18 protein-coding genes are annotated in these 20,976 nt (G+C 26.8%); 11 read left to right on the top strand and 7 right to left on the bottom strand.

The annotated features are described in order from the left end of the window. Positions 1 to 202: 202 nt before the first annotated feature. Together htpG and ACYUEW_RS05345 are read left to right on the top strand one after the other, a co-directional pair. Positions 203 to 2,083 (top strand): molecular chaperone HtpG, encoded by a 1,881-nt coding sequence (gene htpG, locus ACYUEW_RS05350; RefSeq protein WP_460276358.1) that lies wholly within the window; start codon positions 203 to 205, stop codon positions 2,081 to 2,083. A gap of 545 nt (positions 2,084 to 2,628) precedes the next feature. Then, positions 2,629 to 4,059 carry a potassium/proton antiporter gene (locus ACYUEW_RS05345; protein WP_003485658.1) on the top strand — a complete coding sequence of 477 codons (1,431 nt, stop codon included), beginning with the start codon at positions 2,629 to 2,631 and terminating at the stop codon, positions 4,057 to 4,059. A 233-nt stretch (positions 4,060 to 4,292) separates the two neighbouring features. On the opposite strand, the gene ACYUEW_RS05340 is transcribed toward ACYUEW_RS05345, so the two are convergent. From ACYUEW_RS05340 to ACYUEW_RS05330, 3 genes are all read right to left on the bottom strand, one after another. Beyond that, positions 4,293 to 5,048 carry a tetratricopeptide repeat protein gene (locus ACYUEW_RS05340; protein ID WP_460276357.1) on the bottom strand — a complete coding sequence of 252 codons (756 nt, stop codon included), beginning with the start codon at positions 5,046 to 5,048 and terminating at the stop codon, positions 4,293 to 4,295. Between the two features lie 304 nt (positions 5,049 to 5,352). Beyond that, positions 5,353 to 6,333, bottom strand: a complete 981-nt coding sequence (gene arsS, locus ACYUEW_RS05335; protein WP_460276356.1) for an arsenosugar biosynthesis radical SAM (seleno)protein ArsS — start codon at positions 6,331 to 6,333, stop codon at positions 5,353 to 5,355. Positions 6,334 to 6,345: 12 nt separating this feature from the next. After that, a complete protein-coding gene (locus tag ACYUEW_RS05330; protein WP_030035275.1) occupies positions 6,346 to 6,678 on the bottom strand; it encodes an arsenosugar biosynthesis-associated peroxidase-like protein in 333 nt (110 codons plus the stop codon). 359 nt (positions 6,679 to 7,037) lie between these two features. On the opposite strand from ACYUEW_RS05330, the gene ACYUEW_RS05325 reads away from it, so the two are divergent. Both ACYUEW_RS05325 and ACYUEW_RS05320 read left to right on the top strand, forming a co-directional pair. Continuing rightward, complete coding sequence (locus tag ACYUEW_RS05325) at positions 7,038 to 7,475, top strand: C-GCAxxG-C-C family protein (protein ID WP_003485666.1); 438 nt, start codon at positions 7,038 to 7,040, stop codon at positions 7,473 to 7,475. A gap of 387 nt (positions 7,476 to 7,862) precedes the next feature. After that, a complete protein-coding gene (locus ACYUEW_RS05320; protein ID WP_460276355.1) occupies positions 7,863 to 8,099 on the top strand; it encodes a hypothetical protein in 237 nt (78 codons plus the stop codon). 203 nt (positions 8,100 to 8,302) lie between these two features. On the opposite strand, the gene ACYUEW_RS05315 is transcribed toward ACYUEW_RS05320, so the two are convergent. The 4 genes from ACYUEW_RS05315 to ACYUEW_RS05300 are packed head-to-tail and all read right to left on the bottom strand — an operon-like array spanning position 8,303 to position 13,126. Continuing rightward, the gene (locus ACYUEW_RS05315; protein WP_460276354.1) at positions 8,303 to 9,403 is read right to left on the bottom strand and encodes a GerAB/ArcD/ProY family transporter; all 1,101 of its coding nucleotides are present in this window, start codon (positions 9,401 to 9,403) and stop codon (positions 8,303 to 8,305) included. Between the two features lie 40 nt (positions 9,404 to 9,443). Then, positions 9,444 to 10,556 carry a Ger(x)C family spore germination protein gene (locus ACYUEW_RS05310; protein WP_460276353.1) on the bottom strand — a complete coding sequence of 371 codons (1,113 nt, stop codon included), beginning with the start codon at positions 10,554 to 10,556 and terminating at the stop codon, positions 9,444 to 9,446. Further along, positions 10,546 to 11,634, bottom strand: a complete 1,089-nt coding sequence (locus tag ACYUEW_RS05305) for a GerAB/ArcD/ProY family transporter (RefSeq protein WP_460276420.1) — start codon at positions 11,632 to 11,634, stop codon at positions 10,546 to 10,548. The genes ACYUEW_RS05310 and ACYUEW_RS05305 overlap by 11 nt, the downstream gene beginning before the upstream one ends. Further along, positions 11,627 to 13,126 carry a spore germination protein gene (locus ACYUEW_RS05300; RefSeq protein WP_460276352.1) on the bottom strand — a complete coding sequence of 500 codons (1,500 nt, stop codon included), beginning with the start codon at positions 13,124 to 13,126 and terminating at the stop codon, positions 11,627 to 11,629. The genes ACYUEW_RS05305 and ACYUEW_RS05300 overlap by 8 nt, the downstream gene beginning before the upstream one ends. A 299-nt stretch (positions 13,127 to 13,425) precedes the next feature. On the opposite strand from ACYUEW_RS05300, the gene orr reads away from it, so the two are divergent. The 7 genes from orr to ACYUEW_RS05265 all read left to right on the top strand — a co-directional run bounded on the left by orr (position 13,426) and on the right by ACYUEW_RS05265 (position 20,971). Next, on the top strand, positions 13,426 to 14,493 hold the full coding sequence (gene orr / locus ACYUEW_RS05295; RefSeq protein ID WP_460276351.1) for an ornithine racemase Orr: 1,068 nt from the start codon (positions 13,426 to 13,428) through the stop codon (positions 14,491 to 14,493). A gap of 225 nt (positions 14,494 to 14,718) precedes the next feature. After that, on the top strand, positions 14,719 to 15,285 hold the full coding sequence (locus tag ACYUEW_RS05290; RefSeq protein WP_049042783.1) for an ECF transporter S component: 567 nt from the start codon (positions 14,719 to 14,721) through the stop codon (positions 15,283 to 15,285). Between the two features lie 2 nt (positions 15,286 to 15,287). After that, positions 15,288 to 16,721, top strand: coding sequence for an ABC transporter ATP-binding protein (locus ACYUEW_RS05285; RefSeq protein WP_460276350.1), 1,434 nt, complete (start codon positions 15,288 to 15,290; stop codon positions 16,719 to 16,721). 15 nt (positions 16,722 to 16,736) lie between these two features. Further along, positions 16,737 to 17,495, top strand: coding sequence for an energy-coupling factor transporter transmembrane component T (locus tag ACYUEW_RS05280; protein WP_460276349.1), 759 nt, complete (start codon positions 16,737 to 16,739; stop codon positions 17,493 to 17,495). A gap of 21 nt (positions 17,496 to 17,516) precedes the next feature. Beyond that, entirely contained in the window at positions 17,517 to 18,332 is an 816-nt protein-coding gene (locus ACYUEW_RS05275; RefSeq protein WP_265203765.1) for a DUF169 domain-containing protein, read from the top strand. A gap of 544 nt (positions 18,333 to 18,876) precedes the next feature. Further along, positions 18,877 to 19,542 (top strand): response regulator transcription factor, encoded by a 666-nt coding sequence (locus ACYUEW_RS05270; RefSeq protein ID WP_257411671.1) that lies wholly within the window; start codon positions 18,877 to 18,879, stop codon positions 19,540 to 19,542. Beyond that, positions 19,532 to 20,971, top strand: coding sequence for a HAMP domain-containing sensor histidine kinase (locus tag ACYUEW_RS05265; RefSeq protein WP_460276348.1), 1,440 nt, complete (start codon positions 19,532 to 19,534; stop codon positions 20,969 to 20,971). The genes ACYUEW_RS05270 and ACYUEW_RS05265 overlap by 11 nt, the downstream gene beginning before the upstream one ends. Positions 20,972 to 20,976: the final 5 nt, after the last annotated feature.

Below are 20,976 nucleotides of genomic sequence, written 5' to 3'. Positions count from 1 at the left end.
AAAAGCATGTAATGATTGGCTTTCAAAGGGATAATAACTGTTAATTAATTTCTTAAAATATTGACATAAATCCTTAAATATGTTATATAAAAAGTAGCCGTTAGCACTCGCTAGGTTAAAGTGCTAACAATTATGCTACATGAGATTACAATAAATACATAAAAGTGTATTTGTAGTTTTTATTCTGAAGGGAGAGACTGATATGGAAACTAAACAATTTAAAGCGGAGTCTAAAAGACTTTTAGATCTTATGATTAACTCAATTTATACTCATAAGGAGATTTTTTTAAGAGAACTTATTTCCAATGCTAGTGATGCTATTGATAAAATTTATTACAAAACTCTAACAGATGATTCCTTAAAATTCGAAAGGGATGATTACTATATTAAAGTAATTTCTGATAAGGAAAATAGAATATTAAAAATCTCCGATACTGGTATTGGTATGACAAAGGAAGAGCTTGAGAATAATCTTGGGGTTATAGCTAAGAGTGGATCTTTGCAATTTAAAAAAGAAAATGAAGTAAAAGAAGGCTACGACATAATAGGTCAATTTGGTGTAGGCTTTTATTCAGCTTTTTTAGTATCTGATGATGTTACAGTTATAAGTAAAGCCTTTGGGAGTAATGAGGCTTACAAATGGAATTCAAAGGGAGCTGAGGGTTACACTATAGAGCCTTGTGAAAAGGAATCCTATGGTACAGAAATTATACTTAAAATTAAAGATAATACAGAAGAAGAAAACTATGATGAGTTTTTAGATGAATATACATTAAAATCTATAATCAAAAAATACTCTGATTTTATTAGATACCCAATAAAAATGGATTTAACAAAGACAAAACCTAAAGAGGACAATAAAGAAGAATTTGAAGAATACAAAGAAGAAGAAACTATAAATAGTATGGTTCCTATTTGGAGAAAAAATAAAAATGAGCTAAAAGCAGAGGATTATGAGAACTTTTATGCTGAAAAGCACTATGGCTTTGATAAACCAATAAAATATATTCATACTAGTGTTGATGGTATAGTAAGCTACAATGCAATCTTATTTATTCCAGAAACAACACCTTATGATTTCTATACAAAAGAATATGAAAAAGGTTTAGAGTTATACTCAAACGGCGTTTTAATTATGAATAAGTGCGGAGACTTGTTACCAGACTATTTTGGTTTTGTTAAAGGTATAGTAGATTCTGAGGATTTATCTCTTAACATATCTAGAGAAATACTACAACATGATAGACAATTAAAGCTGATTGCTAAAAACATAAAAACTAAAATTAAAAATGAATTAGAGAGCTTATTAAAAAAGGAAAGAGAAAAGTATGAAAAATTTTATGAATCCTTTGGTAGACAATTAAAATATGGTGTTTATAGTGATTTTGGAAGTAACAAAGATGTATTACAGGATTTATTAATGTTCTATTCTTCTAAAGAGAAAAAGATGGTTACTTTGGATGAATATGTTTCTAGAATGCCAGAAGACCAAAAATATATTTATTATGCTGTAGGGGAATCTAATGAAAGAATTGAAAAACTTCCACAAATAGAAGGAGTATTAGATAAAGGCTATGAAGTACTATACTTTACAGATGATATAGATGAATTTGCTATTAAAATGCTTATGAATTATAAAGAGAAAGAATTCAAATCTGTATCAAGTGGTGACTTAGGTATAGAAGGTGAGGAAAAAGAAAATACATCTAGCTCTGAGGATAAAGAAAACAAAGAGTTGTTTGAATCTATGAAGGATATTTTATCAGGAAAAGTTAAAGATGTTAGAGCCTCAAAAAGATTAAAAAATCATCCAGTATGCTTAGCAAATGAGGGTGAGCTTTCAATTGAAATGGAGAAAGTATTAAATGCTATGCCTAACAATGAAAACATAAAAGCAGATAAAGTTTTAGAAATAAATATAAATCATGATGTATTTAAGTCATTAAAAGAAGCTTATGAAGGAGATAAAGATAAACTTAAATTATACACAGATTTATTATACAATCAAGCCTTACTTATAGAAGGATTAACAATAAATGATCCAGTAGAATTTACAAACAATATTTGTAAAATAATGAAATAGATATATCTATTTAGAAAAGTTTTTGAATAATGTTAACATAAAAATTTATAATATAAATAATATCTGAAAATCAATATATATTATTATGTTTATCTGAATTTTTAGATGATTTATCTTATGTCTGGCCACTGTAAGGATTCCGTGGTATTATGTAAAAGTCATTATCACTGTTGGATATTTGCTTTTTTATAAACATGGAAGATAACAGTGGCAAGACCTTAGATAAGAAATTCTAATCTTTATATGGAAGAAAACACTTTTCGCAAAATTATATTTAATTTTCTAATAATTTTATAGTAAGTTATTTTTAAAATCAAAGGTTTCATCATATATTCTATTTATGAAAAAACATTTCTTTATAAAATATTTAAAATATTTAAAAAATTTTAACATGAATATTAAAAAATCCTTAAAATTTATATGTTATAATTAAATATCCCAATATGAGAATATAAATATTTATTCTAATTAATCTCTGTTTTCATTTCACTTTTTTATTAATCAAAGACATAAGAATGAATAAACATAAAGGTTGGAGGTAGTGTATGAATGTTTTATTAATTTCTGGTGTGATTTTGTTTCTATGTGTAATTTCAAGTAAAGTTTTATATAAGTATGGTATACCTACACTTATTATATTTCTTGCAATAGGTATGATAATGGGTTCTGAAGGCTTAGGTGGGATTTATTTTGATAATTCTCAATTAGCTAGTCAGCTATGTAATTTTGGTTTTCTATTTATTATGTTTTCAGGTGGATTTGAAACAAACTGGAAAACCGCAAAACCTATTATTTTTCCATCTACAGTTCTTGCTACTATTGGAGTAGCTTTAACAGCTTTTCTTATAGGTATTTTTGCTCATCATTTTCTTGGCATGACTTTTCTTGAAGGAATGCTACTTGGTTCTATTATTTCCTCTACGGATGCAGCGTCTGTATTCTCTATTTTGCGTTCTAAAAATTTAAATCTAAAAAATAATTTAGCTCCTATGTTAGAAATGGAAAGCGGTTCAAATGATCCAATGTCATATATGTTGACTACTATCTTTTTAGGCGTTATAACAGGTAATGAACATAATATAGTAATACTTCTTACAACACAAATATTAATAGGAGTTTTGGTTGGCCTTTTAATAGGTAAAATTGCCTTGTGGTTAATGAACAAAATAAATCTTGATATTGAAGGACTTTATTCTGTTTTAGCAATTAGTATAGCTTTATTATCTTATTCTATAGCCAGTGCAACTATGGGAAATGGATTTTTAGCAGTTTACATTACAGGATTAGTTATGGGAAATGGTAAGCTTGTGAACAAGGTAAGTTTAGTTCGCTATTTCGATGGTATATCTTGGCTTATGCAAATTCTACTATTCTTTACTTTAGGTTTATTAGTTTTCCCATCTCAATTATTAGGGGTAGCGTTAAAGGGAACTGCAACTGCAGCTTTTATTATATTTGTAGCACGTCCAATAGCAGTATTCTTCGTATTAACATTATTTAAAAAGCCTATAAAAGATATGCTACTTGTGTCTTGGGTTGGATTCCGTGGTGTGGCATCTATTGTTTTTGCTACTTATCCATTAATGGCAGGACTTCCAGTAGCAGATGAAATATTTAATATAGTATTCTTTGTGGCTTTAGTATCTGTTTTAGTTCAAGGAACACTATTTGTTCCTATAGCTAAGAAGCTTAATCTAGTAGGAGAGGAAGAAACAGTACTTAAAACTTTTAATGATTATGAAGAGTTTGCAGTGGAATTATTAGAAGTTAATATTGATAAAAACAGTAAAATGATAGGTAAAGCTATAGAGGATATGAACATTCCAGGAGATGTTTTAATAATTATGATTAGAAGAGGGGAAAAAATCATTACGCCTAATGGATCAACTGTAATTAAAGCTAATGATACCATTGTATTTTCAGCAGAAGATAAAAATAAGTTATTAAAGATAGACGAAAAATTAAAGCTTGCATAGTAAGCTTTGATTTTTTTATATTTTAATGCTTTAGATTCGTAATTGAGAGTAATTTAAAATTAATATTAATTGTGATAAATAAATCATATGGAACACTTGAAACAAGTTCTTAGGATTTTTTAGTGCTCCATAGAAATTACTAAAATATATAGTAAATTTTAAGAAAAGTTCATTATAACATTTACATTGTTTTTTAGGATATAATCTCATTGCAACCTTTTCCATGTATTATGTTATTTGAAATTAACAAAGGGTACAATTTTTTTATTAAGGTTATCATTACAAGTAGTGTACACTTTATGATAAAAAGAAGGATCTTTTTCTTTGCAATTTAAAGCTTTCATATAATCACATATAGCATTTTCATAGCTTTTCATTTTATAATACATAGTTCCTCTATTTAAGTAAATATTTTTATTTTCAGGTTTGAGTTTAAGAGCATTGGTATAATCTTTTATAGAAGGAGAATATTTCTTTAAATTATAGTAAGCAAAAGCTCTATTTTCGTAGGCTTCACTATCTCTCGAGTCTTCATGTATAGCTTTTGTAAATTCAATGGCTGCTCTTTTATAATCTTCTATTTCAAGGAAAACCATACCTCTATTAAAATATATGTTTTTATAATGTTTATCTATGGAAACTAACTTATCTAAGTCCTGTAGGGCTTTATCATAATCTTTTATTAAATAATATACAATAGCTCTATTATTGTAACAATCTTTATCTTTAGGATCTAATTCTAAAATTTTGCTATAGTCCTCTATAGATTTATTATATTCTTCTAATTCTTTATATAATTCAGCTCTATTAAAATAAGCATCTATAAAAGAAGGCTTTAGTTTTATTGAAATGGTGTAAAATTTAATTTTTTCTTTTATATCCGAAGAATAGTAGCCATTAGAAAAAAACTTTTCCGCATCATGTTCATATTTTCCCATTTGCAAGTTTTCTTTTGACCATTTAAACTCATTAAAATTTATACACTTCATAAGTAAATAAATCCTCCCCAAATTTTTTTCACTCAACTTTATTCTATGCATATTTTTATATAAGGGCAATAGAATGCTTTAATATATAAAATAACTATAGCTAGTGTATCAGTGTATATGAAAAATAAATATAGCTTAATTAAATTGAAAAGAGGGTCTATAATAAAAATTATTAAAATTTCATAGGGATATTGATAGCCTTTAAATATAAATAATAAGAACAATATTTTATATATTAATGTTTGTTATAAATACAAAAACCAAAATACAGAAGTTATAACAAAACTCTGTATTTTGGTTTTTATTATGTTGTAGATCCACCACAGCTTGATCCACTACCAGCAGTACAAGCATAGCAATGGTTTCCTAAAGAAATTTGGCGTTTTACAATGGGATTACCTTTTAGCATACTAATATGATTTTTACCATTAACAGTCCATCCCAATGTCTGGTTGAAATCACAATCATAAAGTTTTCCATCCCAAGCGATAGAAAGTTGATCTCTACACATCATATTTTCTACAGTTGATGAGTTAAAACTATTTGAAAGTTTTTCCATATATCCTTCTAAGTTATTACTTCTTTTAAGAAATGCTCCAAAACGACCTACAGGATTATTAGTAATTGTAAATAAATTATTGAATGTTATTTCATATTCCTTTTTTAATTTTTGTTTATATTCTAATTCTAGGGATTCTTGAGGTGGTGGTAAAAATGCTCCACCTGGATTGTATACAAGATTTAAAACTAGAGATTCATCTTTTCCATATCCTAGCTTGTTCAATTTTTTTAATATATTAATACTTTCATTAAAAACTCCTTCACCACGCTGTCTATCTGCATCTTTAGCACTATAATAGGGAAGAGAACATACCACTTCTACCTTATTTTCTGCATAAAATTCTAGTAAATGTTTATATTTTTCCTCTCTTAATATAACTAAATTTGAGCGTACAATAACTTTAGCTCCTATTTTTATAGCTTCTTTAACAAGCCATTCAAAATTAGGATTCATTTCTGGAGCTCCTCCAGTAATGTCTAAAATAGAAAAATTATTTTCTTTAAAAACCTGTAGACAATCTTTCATAGTTTCTAAATTCATAATTTCTGTACGGCTTGGACCTGCTTCTACATGGCAATGTCTACAGGATAAATTACAAAGCTTTCCAATATTTATTTGTATTGTTGTTAAGGATTTATTAGTTTTACAAAAATCTTTATTAGTCACTTTGCTTTCAAAGCTAGGAATACAATCTAATTTATCTAAATAACTTTTATTATTCATATCTTACTCCCTTTAAAGTTCTAATTTATTTGCTACATTTTTCATTTGAACACCATGAACTAAAGTAGCACCTCCACGAATTGCAGCGGCTACATGAATTGCCTCCATCATTTGTTCTTTATTTACACCCTGTTCTAAACAAGTTTGAGTATAAGAATCTATGCAATAAGGGCATTGTAATGCGTGTGCTACTGCTAAAGCTATAATTGCTTTTTCACGAGCAGTTAAATTTCCTTCTTTAAAAACCTCACCATAATATTCAAGAAATTTTTCCCACAGTTCAGGTGCATCTTCTCCAATTGTTCCAAACTTTCCAAGGTCCTGTGGATCATAATAAGTATTCATTTATATATCCTCCCTTAAGCTTTTTAAAAATAATTTTAAATATTAAATTCAAACTGTATGCTTATAAATAGTTTATATATAAGTATAAATAGTTTATATATTAGTTATTTTATGTATATAGATATATTTACTAAAATAACTACAAAATCATGTTAATTTTAGTGTATAATCACAATTATTGTATATGCTTGTTTAACTTGTGTCAAATAGAAAAACGTAATACAGTGATTGGGTGGTATTACTATATATTATCAATATTTTACAATATTCGACCCTTTATTAGGCATGATGACTATAGTATATGATATAATAAAATTATCAAAAATTTCTAATTTACTACAAATAGGGAGGTTATATAAGTGAATGAACAACAGGTTTTAAAAGCTTTTTCAGAGGGGTTTGATTGTTCACAAGTGGTTTTAAGTAGTGTAGCTAAAGATCTAGGTATAGATGAGATTATAGCTAAAAAAATATCAGCATGTTTTGGTGGAGGGATGTTTTGTGGAAGTACCTGTGGAGCAGTAACTGGAGCACTTATGGCCATAGGATTAAAATATGGTCATAGTATTCCAGATACCCCTCATATAAAAGAACAAAATATTTCTAAGTTAATAGAATTTAGAGAAAAGTTCTTACAAAAATATGATTCAGTTATATGTAAAGATCTTTTAGGATATGACCTTACGAATTCTGAAGATATGAAAAAGATTCAGGAAGAAGAATTACTCACCACATTTTGTCCTAAATTAGTATCAGATGTAATTGTTATTTTAAAAGAGATATTACAAAATAAATAATTTTATAAATCTATTACATAAATAGTGTATTTATAATGATAATTTTATAGTTCCAAGAAAATATAWAATATAAGTTTAAATGTTAGTGCCATATTTTAAAATTATGAATAAGATATATTAAGATGAAATAAAAAAAATATAAAATACTAGGATGATGCTTATATAGATAGAGTAAAAGCTTTATATAAGGAATTTGTGCAGAATGTTATCGTAATATTGAAGTTGAGTATTGTGAAATAGAGAAGGTAAATACAAAACGTATAATTGTAAAAAATAACATTTACTTATCATTATAAGTAAATAAATTTAAAATACATATAAAAAAACATAGAAGAATGTTCATATAATAAAAGAAATAGAACTGAAAAGTATTATAATAAAAAACATTTGAAATGTACTGTAACAGCCTATGCTTATAATGAAAACAAGAATATACTAATTGCCCCAAACACAAATACGCCTAATAATTCAGAAAATGAAGATTGTTTAAATTCAGCTAAAGAAAATTTGGATAATTTAATAAAAAACTTTATAGATGATAATAAAGATTCTGAAACAGAAAATAAAGCTGTAGGGAAAGCTAATATTGTAAATACAAATTTAAATTTTATAATATCTATATAGAAATTAATTTTATTATAAAAAGGTTAAAGTATAAAAAAGTTGTTTTTATACTTTAACCCTTAATATTTTGATTTTCTATATTTTAATATAGATTTACTAATGAATTATGTATATGTATTTTAAATTTTAGTTATATAGTAGAAGATAAATTTTCTGTTTTAGATTATTATTCCACAAAAAAGTAAAATTTAAAAATTATATGCTTATGAATTAGGTTGGAGTAATTTCTTATCTTTTTCTCTCCAAGCAAATAGGGCGATTAAAGTGGAAAAAATTATATTGTAAATTATATATATAGGCATTATTTTGCCTATAATTTTCTTTGAATTAGTTACATTACCATAGAAGAATGATATTATAATCATTAAAGGAATGCTCAATAATAAAATTTTTGTTTTATCTATTTTTTTAATTAGATTGTTTAATTCATGAAAAGCTATAAAATAGCCATTACATATAGTCTTAAACATAGTTAAGCTCCATAAGGACATGAATATATATCTGAAAGAATTTATTACTGGTACCATTATACTTTCAGTAATATTAACTATTGGCCATGTAAATTTTAAACTAGCCTCTATGCCTAAATAAAGTATATCTATAATAGTAAATAAGAAATAAACTACCGTTATAAAAATAATACTTTTAAACCCACATTTTTTTATTTTTTTATTATCTTTTAATAATGGATAGATTAATAAAATTATTTCTATTTGAGAGAAGGAGAAAATGGTCTCTTTTACTGCTTTTAGTATATTTAATGCTCCGCTTCCCAATACTGGCTGTATATTTAAAATATTTAAATCTTTTATTGCTATTAGGGGTATAAAAAAAATGATAATAGTGGAGAAAAATATAAATTCATTTAATATTCCTACAGTTTTAAATCCTCCATGTACAGCATAGGCTATCATACAGTACATAACAATTAATATAGTCCATTTATTTAAACTTTGAACCATGTAAATATGTAATACATTAGATACATCTGCAGCTACTTTTGTAGATATAATTACAAAATATAAGATAAAAATTAAATTTAGAATGTTCCCCAATATTTTACCAAAAAATTTTTTGCTTAAAATAAGCATATTTTCTTTTGGATAATTCTTACCTAAATAACTTGCTATAAATACTATATATAAGGGGTAAATAGATCCTAATAGAACAGATATCCATCCATCTTGTTTTGCAATTTTTATAACATCATTTGGTAGACTCAAAATGCCCACACCCATCATAGATCCTATTAGAATTAGAGTGAATTGCATTTCTGTCAATTCATTATCTCTATTATTTTTCATGAAATATCCTCCTAATTTATTATAAGACAAAATATTTTAATTAATAATCTCCTCTACCTTGGCTATCTACTTTAACCTTTACATTAACTTTAATTTCAGAGTTCAATACTTCTTTATTCCAGTCTACTCCAGATTCTCTACCATATTTAGCTGCAGCAACACTCCCTAATTGTAATACATCTACTTTGCAACTTTCTTTCATTTTACTTATAAAAAGAGTACATTTTTTTTCTACAAATTGCTCCATATCCTTTTCAAATTTTTTTAATATCTTTGAATCAGTATCTAAATTTTTATATAGTTGATTAGATACTATAGGTCCCTTAAGAGTAATATCTATTATGAACTTATATTTATCTCCTTCTTTATAACATTTAACTCTTTTTTTTGATTTAGGGTAATAATTTACATATTCCTTAGAGTTCTTTTGAAGGGTTAAAATTCCTTTACCATTATTTTCTCTTAAAAGATTTAATATTTTACCATCTTCTACGCCTAACTTTTTTACCATTTTAGTTTTATCAAAAATAGCTAAACCTGTTATTTTTAATTCATCATCAACAATCTCTATATAAGGAACAACTGGATTTTTACCCTCCGAACTAGATTTTATGATAAAATCCATTAAGGTATATTTTTTAGAAAAAAAATTAAAAGCATATAAATGTTCTATTAATGAACCGACATATTCTTCTGTGCCACTATATTTTTTTACTTCATACTCTAAAACATCCTTTGCTTTACCACTGCAGATTACCATTGCAGCATTATCATTTACTAAAGGATTATTAAGCAATATATCAATTATATTACTTATTTCAAATCTAGCAGCTTTTTCACTTATAACAAGAGATTTTTCTAGTCCTAATATAAAATCTTTACTAGCTTGTAGCTGTCTTTTGTTTCTAGTTTCTCCTAAATTTATTGCTTCCGCAGTTATTAATTTACTTTCATTAGGCAATTTACTTTCAGAAAAATAAATTCTTAGAGGTACACTATACAATACTTGATCTCCTGTTTTTTCAACTATATCATAACCTATGCTATTAGGAAGATTTAATTCTTCTATCAGAGTTCCTCTTTTCCCTATTAAATTAACAATTATAATTAAAATAAAAGCAATTTTTATTATTGTTTTCATTTTATTTTTCATTTTTATCACCTTTTCCTAAAGCTACTAATAGAGCAGTAATAGAAATAAATATAATATTAAAAATCACATAGGGAGGGAAAATTTTATCTAAAAAACTTCTTCTCCTTACTGGAGTACCATATAGATTTGATACTATAATCATTACAGGATAGAGTAATATTACCCAAGTTTTCCTGCTAATTTTCTTAAATATTTTATTTAATCCATGAGCAAATAAAAAGTAATGTACAGATATACATTTAAACATAGTCATAGTCCATAGAGATAAAAATATATAGCTAAAAGAATTTATTACAGGTATTATTATGCTTCTAGATATGGTTATAACTGGCCATAAAAATTTACTAGTGATATTAATTCCTAAATATAACGTAGTAAGCAAAGTATATAAAGTATATAAAATTGTAATAAAGGATATACTTTTAAAACCTATTTTTTTTAGTTCTATATTTTCATCTACAAGGGGATATAATATAAGAAGCATTTCTATTCCTGAATAAGCTATAATAGTTTTTTTTGTAGCATTTATAATATTTTTTATTCCACTTCCTAGTACTGGTTGTAGATTTAGTATATCAGCTTCTTTTAATGAAAAGATAGGTATTAGAAAAACTATAAAGGTAATATAAAACAATACTTCATTTAATCTTCCTACTGTTTTAGTCCCACCATAGACAGCATAAGCAGCTCCCAAAAATAGCAAACTCAGTATGTTCCAAGAATTTAAAAAATTCACCATATAAGTTCTTAGAACATTATTTATACCTGCAGCTACATCTGTGGCAATTAGGAAAAAAAATAATAAAAATATTAAATTTAATATGTTTCCTAGGATTTTTCCATAAATTTTTTTGCTTAAATATAAAATATCCTTTTTAGGGTGTTTTTTTCTTATATAAATTGTTATAAATACGACATATATTGGATAAATCGTTCCTAAAAAAGTAGCTATCCAAGCGTCTTGCTTAGCTACTTTTATTGGAGCTAAGGGTAAATTTAGTACACTTATTCCAATTATGCTACCTATAACCATAAAGGTTAATTGGCTCTCAGTTAAGGCATTTTCTTTATTATTCATCACTTTTTTTCCTCCTAAACAAATCTCTAAAATTGCTTTGTCTAGTTGGGTTTGAATTTGGGATAATTTCTGGCCTTTTTTTCATTTTATAATTAGGAGCTCTTATTAATATATCTTTTAAATCGCTTTTATAAATTTTAAAATAGGGTATTCCATAGCTTTCTAAAGTACATAAATAGGCTATTAAAAAAAACCATCCTATGGTAATGCCGAACATGCCTAAAAAATTACCTAAAAATAACATAGGATAACCTATTAATCTTATAGAAATAGCCATTTCATAATTAGGGATTAAAAAAGTGGCTGCTGTAGCGATACCTACTACAAGCAGAGTAGTAGAGCTAACTATTTTTGCTCTTATTGCTGCATCACCAATTATAATACCACCAACCACACTTAATGTCTGACCTATCTTAAAGGGTAATCTCAATCCACCCTCTCTTAAAAAGTCTATAATCATATTCATAGATAATATAGACATAAAAGGCGTTAATGCTATACCTTTTCTTGATTCAATAAGGGCCCCTAAAAATTTAAAGGGAATTAATTCTGGATTGAATTTTATTAAGGTTATGTATATAGCAGGCAGTGTTATAACTATAAAAACTGCAATATATCTTAATATTCTAGTAAAAGAAGATATAATAGTTCTTTGACTATAATCTTCAATTGCTTGAAAAAACTCAAAAAATATTGCAGGTACTGTAAATACAAAAGGAGTCCCATCAGTAATAATAGCAATCCTGCCTTCAAGTAAGTTTGCCCCTACTACATCTGGTCTTTCTGTAAAAAAAGCCTGAGGAAATATACTATAGGGACTATATTCTATTAATTGTTCTAAAATACCGCTACCTACTAATGCATCTACATCTATTAAACTTAATTTTGATTTTACATCTTCAACTATATCTTTATCTGCTATATTGTCAATATACATTAACACTACATCTGTTTGATTTCTTCTCCCAATTGTAAAGTTTTCTTCTATTAAATTGTTATCCTTTAGTCTTCTTCTCAATAGACTTATATTAGTTTCTAATTTTTCTACAAAACCTTCTCTAGAGGCTCTTGTAGAAGTTTCGTTTATGGGGTCTGAAATACTTCTATATTCTCCCCCAGCAGTGTCAAGAATTATAAATTTTGTACTGTCTTGCAAAAGTAGTAGAGTTTTACCTCGCTTTAAGTGAAAAATAGCTTTATTAATATCTTCTTCTAAAAAAGCGTTGCTAAGTGATATGTATTTCTTACAAAGAATTTCTTCTAAATTATCTATAATACTTAGATCTTCCTTTATATTAAACATTAAAGGTTTGAGAATATCTCTATCTATGACTTGGTTATTAGTTAACCCATTTATATATAATAATACAGCCTCCATATTGGAAGTTTTACATATTATAAATTCTTTTACTATTAAATCATTTTTTTCTCCAATTAAAGTTTTAATAGAATTAATTTTATCTTGTAATGAATTTAAATTTCTATTTCTCATAAACACCATACCCCTTTATAGGAAATATTATAGATAAAATAATTATTCCCTTATAATAAAATAACTATGCAATATAATTATATTTTTATATAATGTTTCTATTAATTTTAAGTAGAGTTCTGATAATTTTTTAATTCTTTCAATGATTCACATATTTAGCAAATGTTGTTTTAATACACAATAAGATGAAATATAAGATATTTTTTATAAAATTTAATGTAATTAAGAATTATTTCAAAATATGAGAATCATATAGTATAATATAGTAAATTTATGAAAATAATCTGGGGGTGTGATTTTTGAATAAAATTTATCCATGTGTAGAAATAAAACTTAAAAATATAACTTACAATATTGGACGGCTTATTGATTTGTGTAATGGAGCAGGAATAGAGCCTGTAATAGTAACTAAATCCTTTTGTGCAGAAAAAGCTGTGGTAGAAACCATAATAAAGGAAGGAATTAAAACTATAGCAGATGCTAGAATGAAAAATCTTATGAAAATACAGGATTCAAATTGTGAAAAGCTTCTTCTACGCATACCTATGAAAAGCGAAGTTTCAAAGGTAATAGAATATGCAGATATAAGTTTAAATTCAGAACTAGAAATTATAAAAGAATTGTCAAAGGAAGCTAGGAAATTTAATAAAATTCATAAAATAATTCTCATGATAGATTTAGGAGATTTAAGAGAGGGGATTCTTCCAAAGGACGTATTGCCTACAGTAAAAGAAATAATAAAACTTCCAAACCTTGAATTTGTAGGCGTAGGTACTAATCTTACTTGCTATGGTGGAGTTATTCCTGATGAAAATAATTTGGGAAAACTTTTAGAAATAAAAAATCAAATAGAAAAGGAACTAAAAATAAAGGTTTCTATAGTTTCTGGTGGGAATTCTAGTAGTTTACACATGGTTGTAAACCATTCTATACCACAAGGCATAAACCAACTAAGAATAGGGGAGGCTGCCATATTAGGAAGAGAAACAGCTTTTGGACAAAAACTAGATAATTTTTATGAAGATTGTGTAACTTTAGTAGGAGAAATTGTAGAATTAAAGGAAAAGCCTTCTATGCCAGAAGGGAATATAGGGTTAGATGCTTTTGGAAATAAGCCAAGTTTTATAGATAAAGGTATTATGAAAAGGGCTATACTCGCCTTAGGACAGCAGGATATAAAATTAGATGGACTTATTCCTAAGGATAGTGAAATAGAAATATTAGGAGCAAGCAGTGATCATCTCTTGCTGAATTTAACTGAATGTAAAAAGCAATACAAAATAGGAGATACTGTAGAGTTTAATATGAATTATGGATGTTTACTTGCAGCTATGACTTCTGAATATGTAACTAAATATAGTAAATAATTTTTTATGAAATATATTTTTAAGATTAGAGAGTGAATTAATTTCACTCTCTAATCTTTTCTAATATATTTATGCGTTTATATAAATTTCATTAAAAGTCAATACTTATTAATTTTTTAAATCATTACACGTTAAAGCATAAATCTTTCTTATTAGACAAAATATTTAATGTTTACTAATATTATAATGGACATTATACAAATTAATAATTGGAGGAGATATAATATGAAACAAACTTTAAAATTAAAAGAAATTGTAGTAATGGCTATGCTAAGTGCTCTTATGGGAGTTGTTTTTATGGGCTTAGACAGTGTTTATCAGCCCCTTACTACTATAGCAGGTCCCTTAGGAGGAGATATTATATATGGAGTATATTTAATATCAGCTTTATTATCAATGTATATCGTTAGAAAACCAGGGGCTGGTATTCTTGGAGCACTTTTCACAGGATTAGTAAATTTATTAATGGGAAGTCCTTATGGAATCCATATAATTGTGGCATCCTTACTTCAAGGTGCTGGCGTTGAAATAGCTGTAGCAATTAGAAAATATTCAAAGTTTTCTTATTTTCAAATGTCTATTGCCTCAATATTGGCAATGATTCTTGTAACAATAAGAGATTACTTTATTTTTGGATTTCAACTTTATCCTAAACTTATACCAATAATGCTTATTATTAGAGTGATTAGTTCAATTATCTTTGGAGCCGGCCTTTCAATAGCTTTAGGAAAAGCTTTAAAATCTACAGGCGTTCTTAATGATTTTAAAATTAGTAGAGGGAGTGAATCTTAAGATTGCTTGAAATAAAAAATTTAAGTCTTTCTTTTCATGAGAATTATAAGGTTTTTAAAGATATAAATATCAAAGTAAAAAAGAATAGAGTTACCCTTCTTACTGGTAAAAGTGGATGTGGTAAAAGTTCATTACTTATGTGTATTACTGGGGTTATACCGGATATTATAGAGGGGAACATTACTGGTGAAATTATTTATAAAGATGAAAATATAGAAAACAAAGGTGTAAAAACTGTTTCAGGTGAAATTGCTTATATGTTTCAAGATCCAGATAGTCAGTTGTGTACATTTATGGTTGAAGACGAAATAGCCTTTGGACTTGAAAATATAAAAATGGAACCATCTCATATGGATCCTACTATTGATAAAGTTTTAAAGCTAACAGGTATAAAGCATCTTAGGAAGCGACAATTAAATCACCTTTCAGGGGGAGAGAAACAAAAGGTTGCTTTAGCTTCTATATTAGCATTGGATCCTGAAGTAATTTTGATGGACGAACCTACTGCAAATTTAGATCCTAAATCTACTATGGAAATAATCAACCTTATAAAAGACCTTAGGGATAAATTTGGAAAAACTATACTAATTGTTGAACATAAAATAAATGAATTTAGTGAAATAATAGATGATATAATCTGGTTTCAAAGAGACTATGCTAGGAATATAGATAAGGAGTTCTTTATACAATCCTATAAAAGTGAATCAACTCTTCCTGCTGGTAATAAAAATCAATCAACTACAGAAAAAGTATTAGAAGCTAAAGAAATATGCTTTTCTTATAATAAAAACAGTAAAGTGCTAAAAGATGTGAACTTTTCATTAAGAAAAGGGGAAATAGCAGCCATTATTGGCCCAAATGGGGCAGGTAAATCTACTTTATCAAAAATATTAATGGGATTATTAAAAGCAGACAAGGGAGATATATTAGTAAAGGATATAAACATAAAAAATATAAATCCACGAGAATTGGGAGAACATATGGGACTTGTGTTTCAAAATCCTGAGCATCAATTTATTAAAATGACCGTTGAAAAGGAAATGGCATTAAGTCTAGAAATAAGGAATCGAAATTCAGAAACAATCAAAAACACTGTAGACTCATATTTGTCCATGTTTGATTTAGCTAACCATAGGTTATCCAATCCATTTTCTTTAAGTCAAGGACAAAAAAGAAGGTTAAGTACAGCCAGCATGATGATAAATGGACAATCTATCTTAATTTTGGATGAACCAACATATGGACAAGATAGAAGTAATCTTAAGGAATTAATAAATTTATTATATAAAATAAACAGCGAAGGTACATCTATTCTTATGATAACTCACGATATGGATATGGTTTTAAATTGTTGTGATAGAGTAATATATTTGGAAAATGGAGAAGTAAAATATGAAGGTTCACTAAAAAATATGAAAGAAAATATTTTTACCTAAAAAGAAGGAGAAAATATGACTAAAAAAAATTATTTTATAGATAACATGAATCCATTTTTAAAATTACTTATTCTTATACTGATAACTATCATAGGATCTCTAGATTTTAAACCTTATACATCAAGTATTTTGATCATTAGTGGAATTATAATTGCTTCTATTTTTAGTAGTTTAGGTATTTTACAAATATTAAATTCTGTTAAAGGGTTTATAATAATGTCAGTAACTTTTATGTTTGTTATTTTAGCTATTAGATATATTAGTGGGGAACCTCTTAAGGTTATTGCTGTACTAGGCTTAGGGTTTAGGATAATATTAATAAGCATTTATACTTCTATTTTCGTAAAAACAACGGATCCTACAGAGTTTGTTATATCCTTAATAAAATATTTTAGGATACCTCCTAAGGTAGGATATGCTTTTTTGACTGCCTATAGATTTCTGCCTACTTTTAAAGAGGAACTTCAAACCATAAAATATGCCCATAAAGTAAGAGGAATTGTGGAAAGCAAAAATCCTTTTATTAAAGTATGGAATTCACAAAGATATATACTTCCTATGATGGCCAATGCTGTTAGAAAGGGTATAAGAATATCCATGGCTATGGAAACACGTGCTTTTGATAAATACAAAACTAGAACCTATTATAGAAAGCTTCATATGCCTATAAATGAAATAATTATGACAACAGTTTATATTCTATATATTATTTCTGTTGTAGTTATACTTTATTTAAATAATCTTGTCGCTTTTGCTGTTAAGTATGTACAATAATAAAACATTGGAGGGATAAATATGCCATTTAAACATGAAAAAATAACTTATGGATTTCCGCAGGATCCATATGATAAAAATATTGTTAAAGAATTATGTGAAGATATTCACTGTGCATTAAACTTTAGTAGAAAACCTGTAGGCATAAAATTATATTTTGATAAAGAGGAGTACAGTAAATTAGAATGGAATGAACCTAATGCACCATTATCTTATTGCTGTGTAGTAGAGAAAGCTACTAGAGGGAAAGCATTCAAAATAAGACTTGAACATTTAAGCTGCGATGGAGGCACTACTGCATTAAATCTTGAGCCTTCCACAGAAAGGATAGAGTCCGGTACAGAATATTTTTCTTATAATTTATATAAAACCCCAGCTGCGGCAAGAAGAGTAAGAGAAGGAGTACCTGGATTATATAGAACAGGTGCTACTACATATGGTGTTGCAGTAGCACCCTTAGAAGAATTTAAAACTATTCCAGATGTAGTTATTTTTATAGTAAATCCTTATCAAGCTATGAGAATTCAGCAAGGATATGTATACCATGAAGGTGGTAGATTAGAAATTACAGGTGCTTCAATGCAAGCAATTTGTGCAGAAGCTACTGTAGAACCTTATATAAAGGGTAGATTAAATACTACAGTACTTTGTCCAAGCACTAGATTTTTAGCAAAATGGAGGGATGAAGAAATGGCAGTAGGAATCCCTTTTGAAAGATTTCAAAGTGTGGTAGAAGGGGTAATAGCCACCATAAATACTACAGATATTAAACGTAGAAAAGATGAGATTAAGGAAAGATTTGCCGAAAAAAATAAGAATATAAATTTAGAATATTAAAACTTTTAACTACCTAAGTTTTGTACAAACACAACTTAGATAACTAAGATAATAAAAAATAGCATCTCAAAATAGCTTTAATTTTAATAGAGTAAATATAAATAATATATGTAATAAACATATGAATGAGCTTTAGTAGTTCTTAATTTGACGAAATTAAAAATTTTTGTAATTCCTCACAGGACGTGAGGAGCCAGTAGTGAAACCAAGGATGGTGCCTCTACTGGGTAAAAAATTTTTAATGGAGTCAAATTTAGAACTACTTAGCAAAATGAAGTGCTTTATGAATATATTATTTATATTTACGGTTTTAAAATTAAAGCTATTTTTATTTTGAGATAGCCCTATTTTTTATTTTAAATAATGATACATAATGATTATTTAAAATATGTTCATAGATTTTGAGTATTTATTAGTATAAAATATAAAGGAATTTATTTTTATTAATTTATAAATAATAAATAAAGTAAAGATTATAAATATATTAATATGCAAAAATAGTTATGCATAATTAATGATATATTTAAACAGGAGAGGAATTACAATGCCAAAGAAAATTCTTGTAGTAGAGGACGATTTTGATATACAAACTATTATAAGTGAAGTTTTAAAGGAAAGTGGATATTTAGTAGAGGAAGCTACAGATGGATTAATGGCGGTGGAGATGTTTAGAGAGGGGAATTTTGATTTAATAATTTTAGATGTGATGCTTCCTAAAATCGATGGATTTGTAGTGTGTGAAATTATAAGAAAAGAATCAAGTGTGCCTATAATAATGCTTACTGCTTTAGGGGAAGAAGAGGATGAAATGAGAGGTTTTGAATTAAAAGTAGATGATTACATAACAAAACCCTTTTCTATTAATTTATTAATAAAAAGAGTGGAAGCAGTACTTAGAAGAGTTAATGGTTTAGAAGGAAATAATTCAACCTTAACTTTTGAAGAAATAAAAATAGATCCTTCTAATTATAAAACTTTAGTTAATAGTAAAGAAATAGAACTAACTTATAAGGAATTTCAAATATTAGAAATATTAATATTAAATGTAGGAAGGGTTTTTTCGAGAGAATCTTTATTAAATCAAATATGGGGTTATGATTATTTTGGAGATACCCGTGTTATTGATACCCATATCAAAAATTTGAGACAAAAGTTAAATGTAGATTATATAAAAACCATAAGAGGAGTGGGGTATAAAATTGAAAAATAAATTTAAAAAAAGTATAGTATATAAACTATTTTTAGTAACTACATTATTATTAGTAATAAGCTCTATATGTACTTACTCTATAATTTATATGTTACTTCCTAATTATTATCATAAATATAAAAAAATGACTATAGAAAACCAATTAGATAGTATAGTAACTAATTCACCTAAGTTAGACATAAATAATATTGAAGAATATTTAGGGAAAATTTCATTTGATAATAATGCAACTATATTAGTAACAGACGAATATGGAAGAGCTATTTATTTTACTAATTTTTCTCAAAAAAGTCCTATAGCTATACCTAAAGAAGAAGATTTACCCCATTTTAAAAATAAGGAAAAACTTAATAATAGGTCTACATATAGAAGTTATAGAAAAATAAAATTTCGTAATAGTGAGGAAGAATATAATTTATATTTAACTGCTCCACTTCAGCCTATATCAGAGGCATCTAAAGTTTTAGTTCTACTTATACCTTACATAGGATTGGTTGTAATTTTAATTTCTATAATAGGAGGATTAATTTATTCTAGATTTATATCTAAACCTTTAATAAGTATAAACAAAGTAGCTAAGGAAATGACAAAATTAGATTTTACTAAAAAGTGTACCGTAAAAGGAGAGGATGAAATAGGAGAACTTTCTCAAAGTTTGAATGATCTATCTGACAATTTAAGGATCTCTATGGAAGAACTCCAAAGGGCTAATGAACAATTATTAGATGATATTTTAAAAGAAAGAGAAATAGAGAAAAAAAGAAGAGAATTTATAGCAACTATATCTCATGAATTAAAAACCCCTATAACTATTTTAAAGGGTCAAATAGAAGGAATGCTATCTAATATAGGTATTTATAAAGACAGGGATAAATATTTAAAAAGAAACCTTGAAGTTTTAAATGATATGGAATATATGGTTAAGGAAACTTTAGAAATATCAAAATTAGAGTCTCAGGGCTTTAAACCTAAAAAAGAGCAAGTTTTTTTAAGTAAAATGGTTGAAGAATGTATTTATAATACCTCCTTTATATCTAAAAGAAAGAATATATTCATAGATAAAAATATAAAAGAAGATTTATTTGTTTGTGGAGATAGTAAATTATTAAAAAAAGTAGTGAACAATATAATAACCAATGCTATTAATCATTCTCCAGAAAATGAGAAAGTTTATGCAAGTCTCTATGAAGAAAGAGATGAAATTATATTAAATATAGAAAATACAGGAATCTATATAGAGGAAAATGAACTTAAAGAAATATTTAAACCTTTTTATAGAATTGAGAAATCTCGTAATAGGAAAAGTGGAGGTAGTGGCCTTGGACTTTATATAGTAAAAATGATTTTAGATGCACATAATGGAAAGTATTCTATTTCAAACAGTGAAAAGGGAGTGGAATTTAAACTTTGTCTAAAAAAGTATAGTTAAAAGAA

This window comes from Clostridium sp. CTA-1 (genome assembly GCF_054768215.1).
This window is presented reverse-complemented; position numbering and strand designations above follow the sequence as displayed.

What these genes read in the sequence shown, in the direction of transcription:
- ACYUEW_RS05345 (WP_003485658.1), top strand. Translation starts at nt 2,629, where the DNA reads ATGAATGTTTTATTAATTTCTGGTGTGATTTTGTTTCTATGTGTAATT.
- ACYUEW_RS05290 (WP_049042783.1), top strand. Translation starts at nt 14,719, where the DNA reads ATGAAACAAACTTTAAAATTAAAAGAAATTGTAGTAATGGCTATGCTA.
- ACYUEW_RS05270 (WP_257411671.1), top strand. Translation starts at nt 18,877, where the DNA reads ATGCCAAAGAAAATTCTTGTAGTAGAGGACGATTTTGATATACAAACT.
- ACYUEW_RS05310 (WP_460276353.1), bottom strand. Translation starts at nt 10,556, where the DNA reads ATGAAAAATAAAATGAAAACAATAATAAAAATTGCTTTTATTTTAATT.
- ACYUEW_RS05300 (WP_460276352.1), bottom strand. Translation starts at nt 13,126, where the DNA reads ATGAGAAATAGAAATTTAAATTCATTACAAGATAAAATTAATTCTATT.
- ACYUEW_RS05275 (WP_265203765.1), top strand. Translation starts at nt 17,517, where the DNA reads ATGCCATTTAAACATGAAAAAATAACTTATGGATTTCCGCAGGATCCA.
- arsS (WP_460276356.1), bottom strand. Translation starts at nt 6,333, where the DNA reads ATGAATAATAAAAGTTATTTAGATAAATTAGATTGTATTCCTAGCTTT.
- ACYUEW_RS05340 (WP_460276357.1), bottom strand. Translation starts at nt 5,048, where the DNA reads ATGAAGTGTATAAATTTTAATGAGTTTAAATGGTCAAAAGAAAACTTG.
- htpG (WP_460276358.1), top strand. Translation starts at nt 203, where the DNA reads ATGGAAACTAAACAATTTAAAGCGGAGTCTAAAAGACTTTTAGATCTT.
- ACYUEW_RS05280 (WP_460276349.1), top strand. Translation starts at nt 16,737, where the DNA reads ATGACTAAAAAAAATTATTTTATAGATAACATGAATCCATTTTTAAAA.
- ACYUEW_RS05315 (WP_460276354.1), bottom strand. Translation starts at nt 9,403, where the DNA reads ATGAAAAATAATAGAGATAATGAATTGACAGAAATGCAATTCACTCTA.
- ACYUEW_RS05330 (WP_030035275.1), bottom strand. Translation starts at nt 6,678, where the DNA reads ATGAATACTTATTATGATCCACAGGACCTTGGAAAGTTTGGAACAATT.
- ACYUEW_RS05305 (WP_460276420.1), bottom strand. Translation starts at nt 11,634, where the DNA reads ATGAATAATAAAGAAAATGCCTTAACTGAGAGCCAATTAACCTTTATG.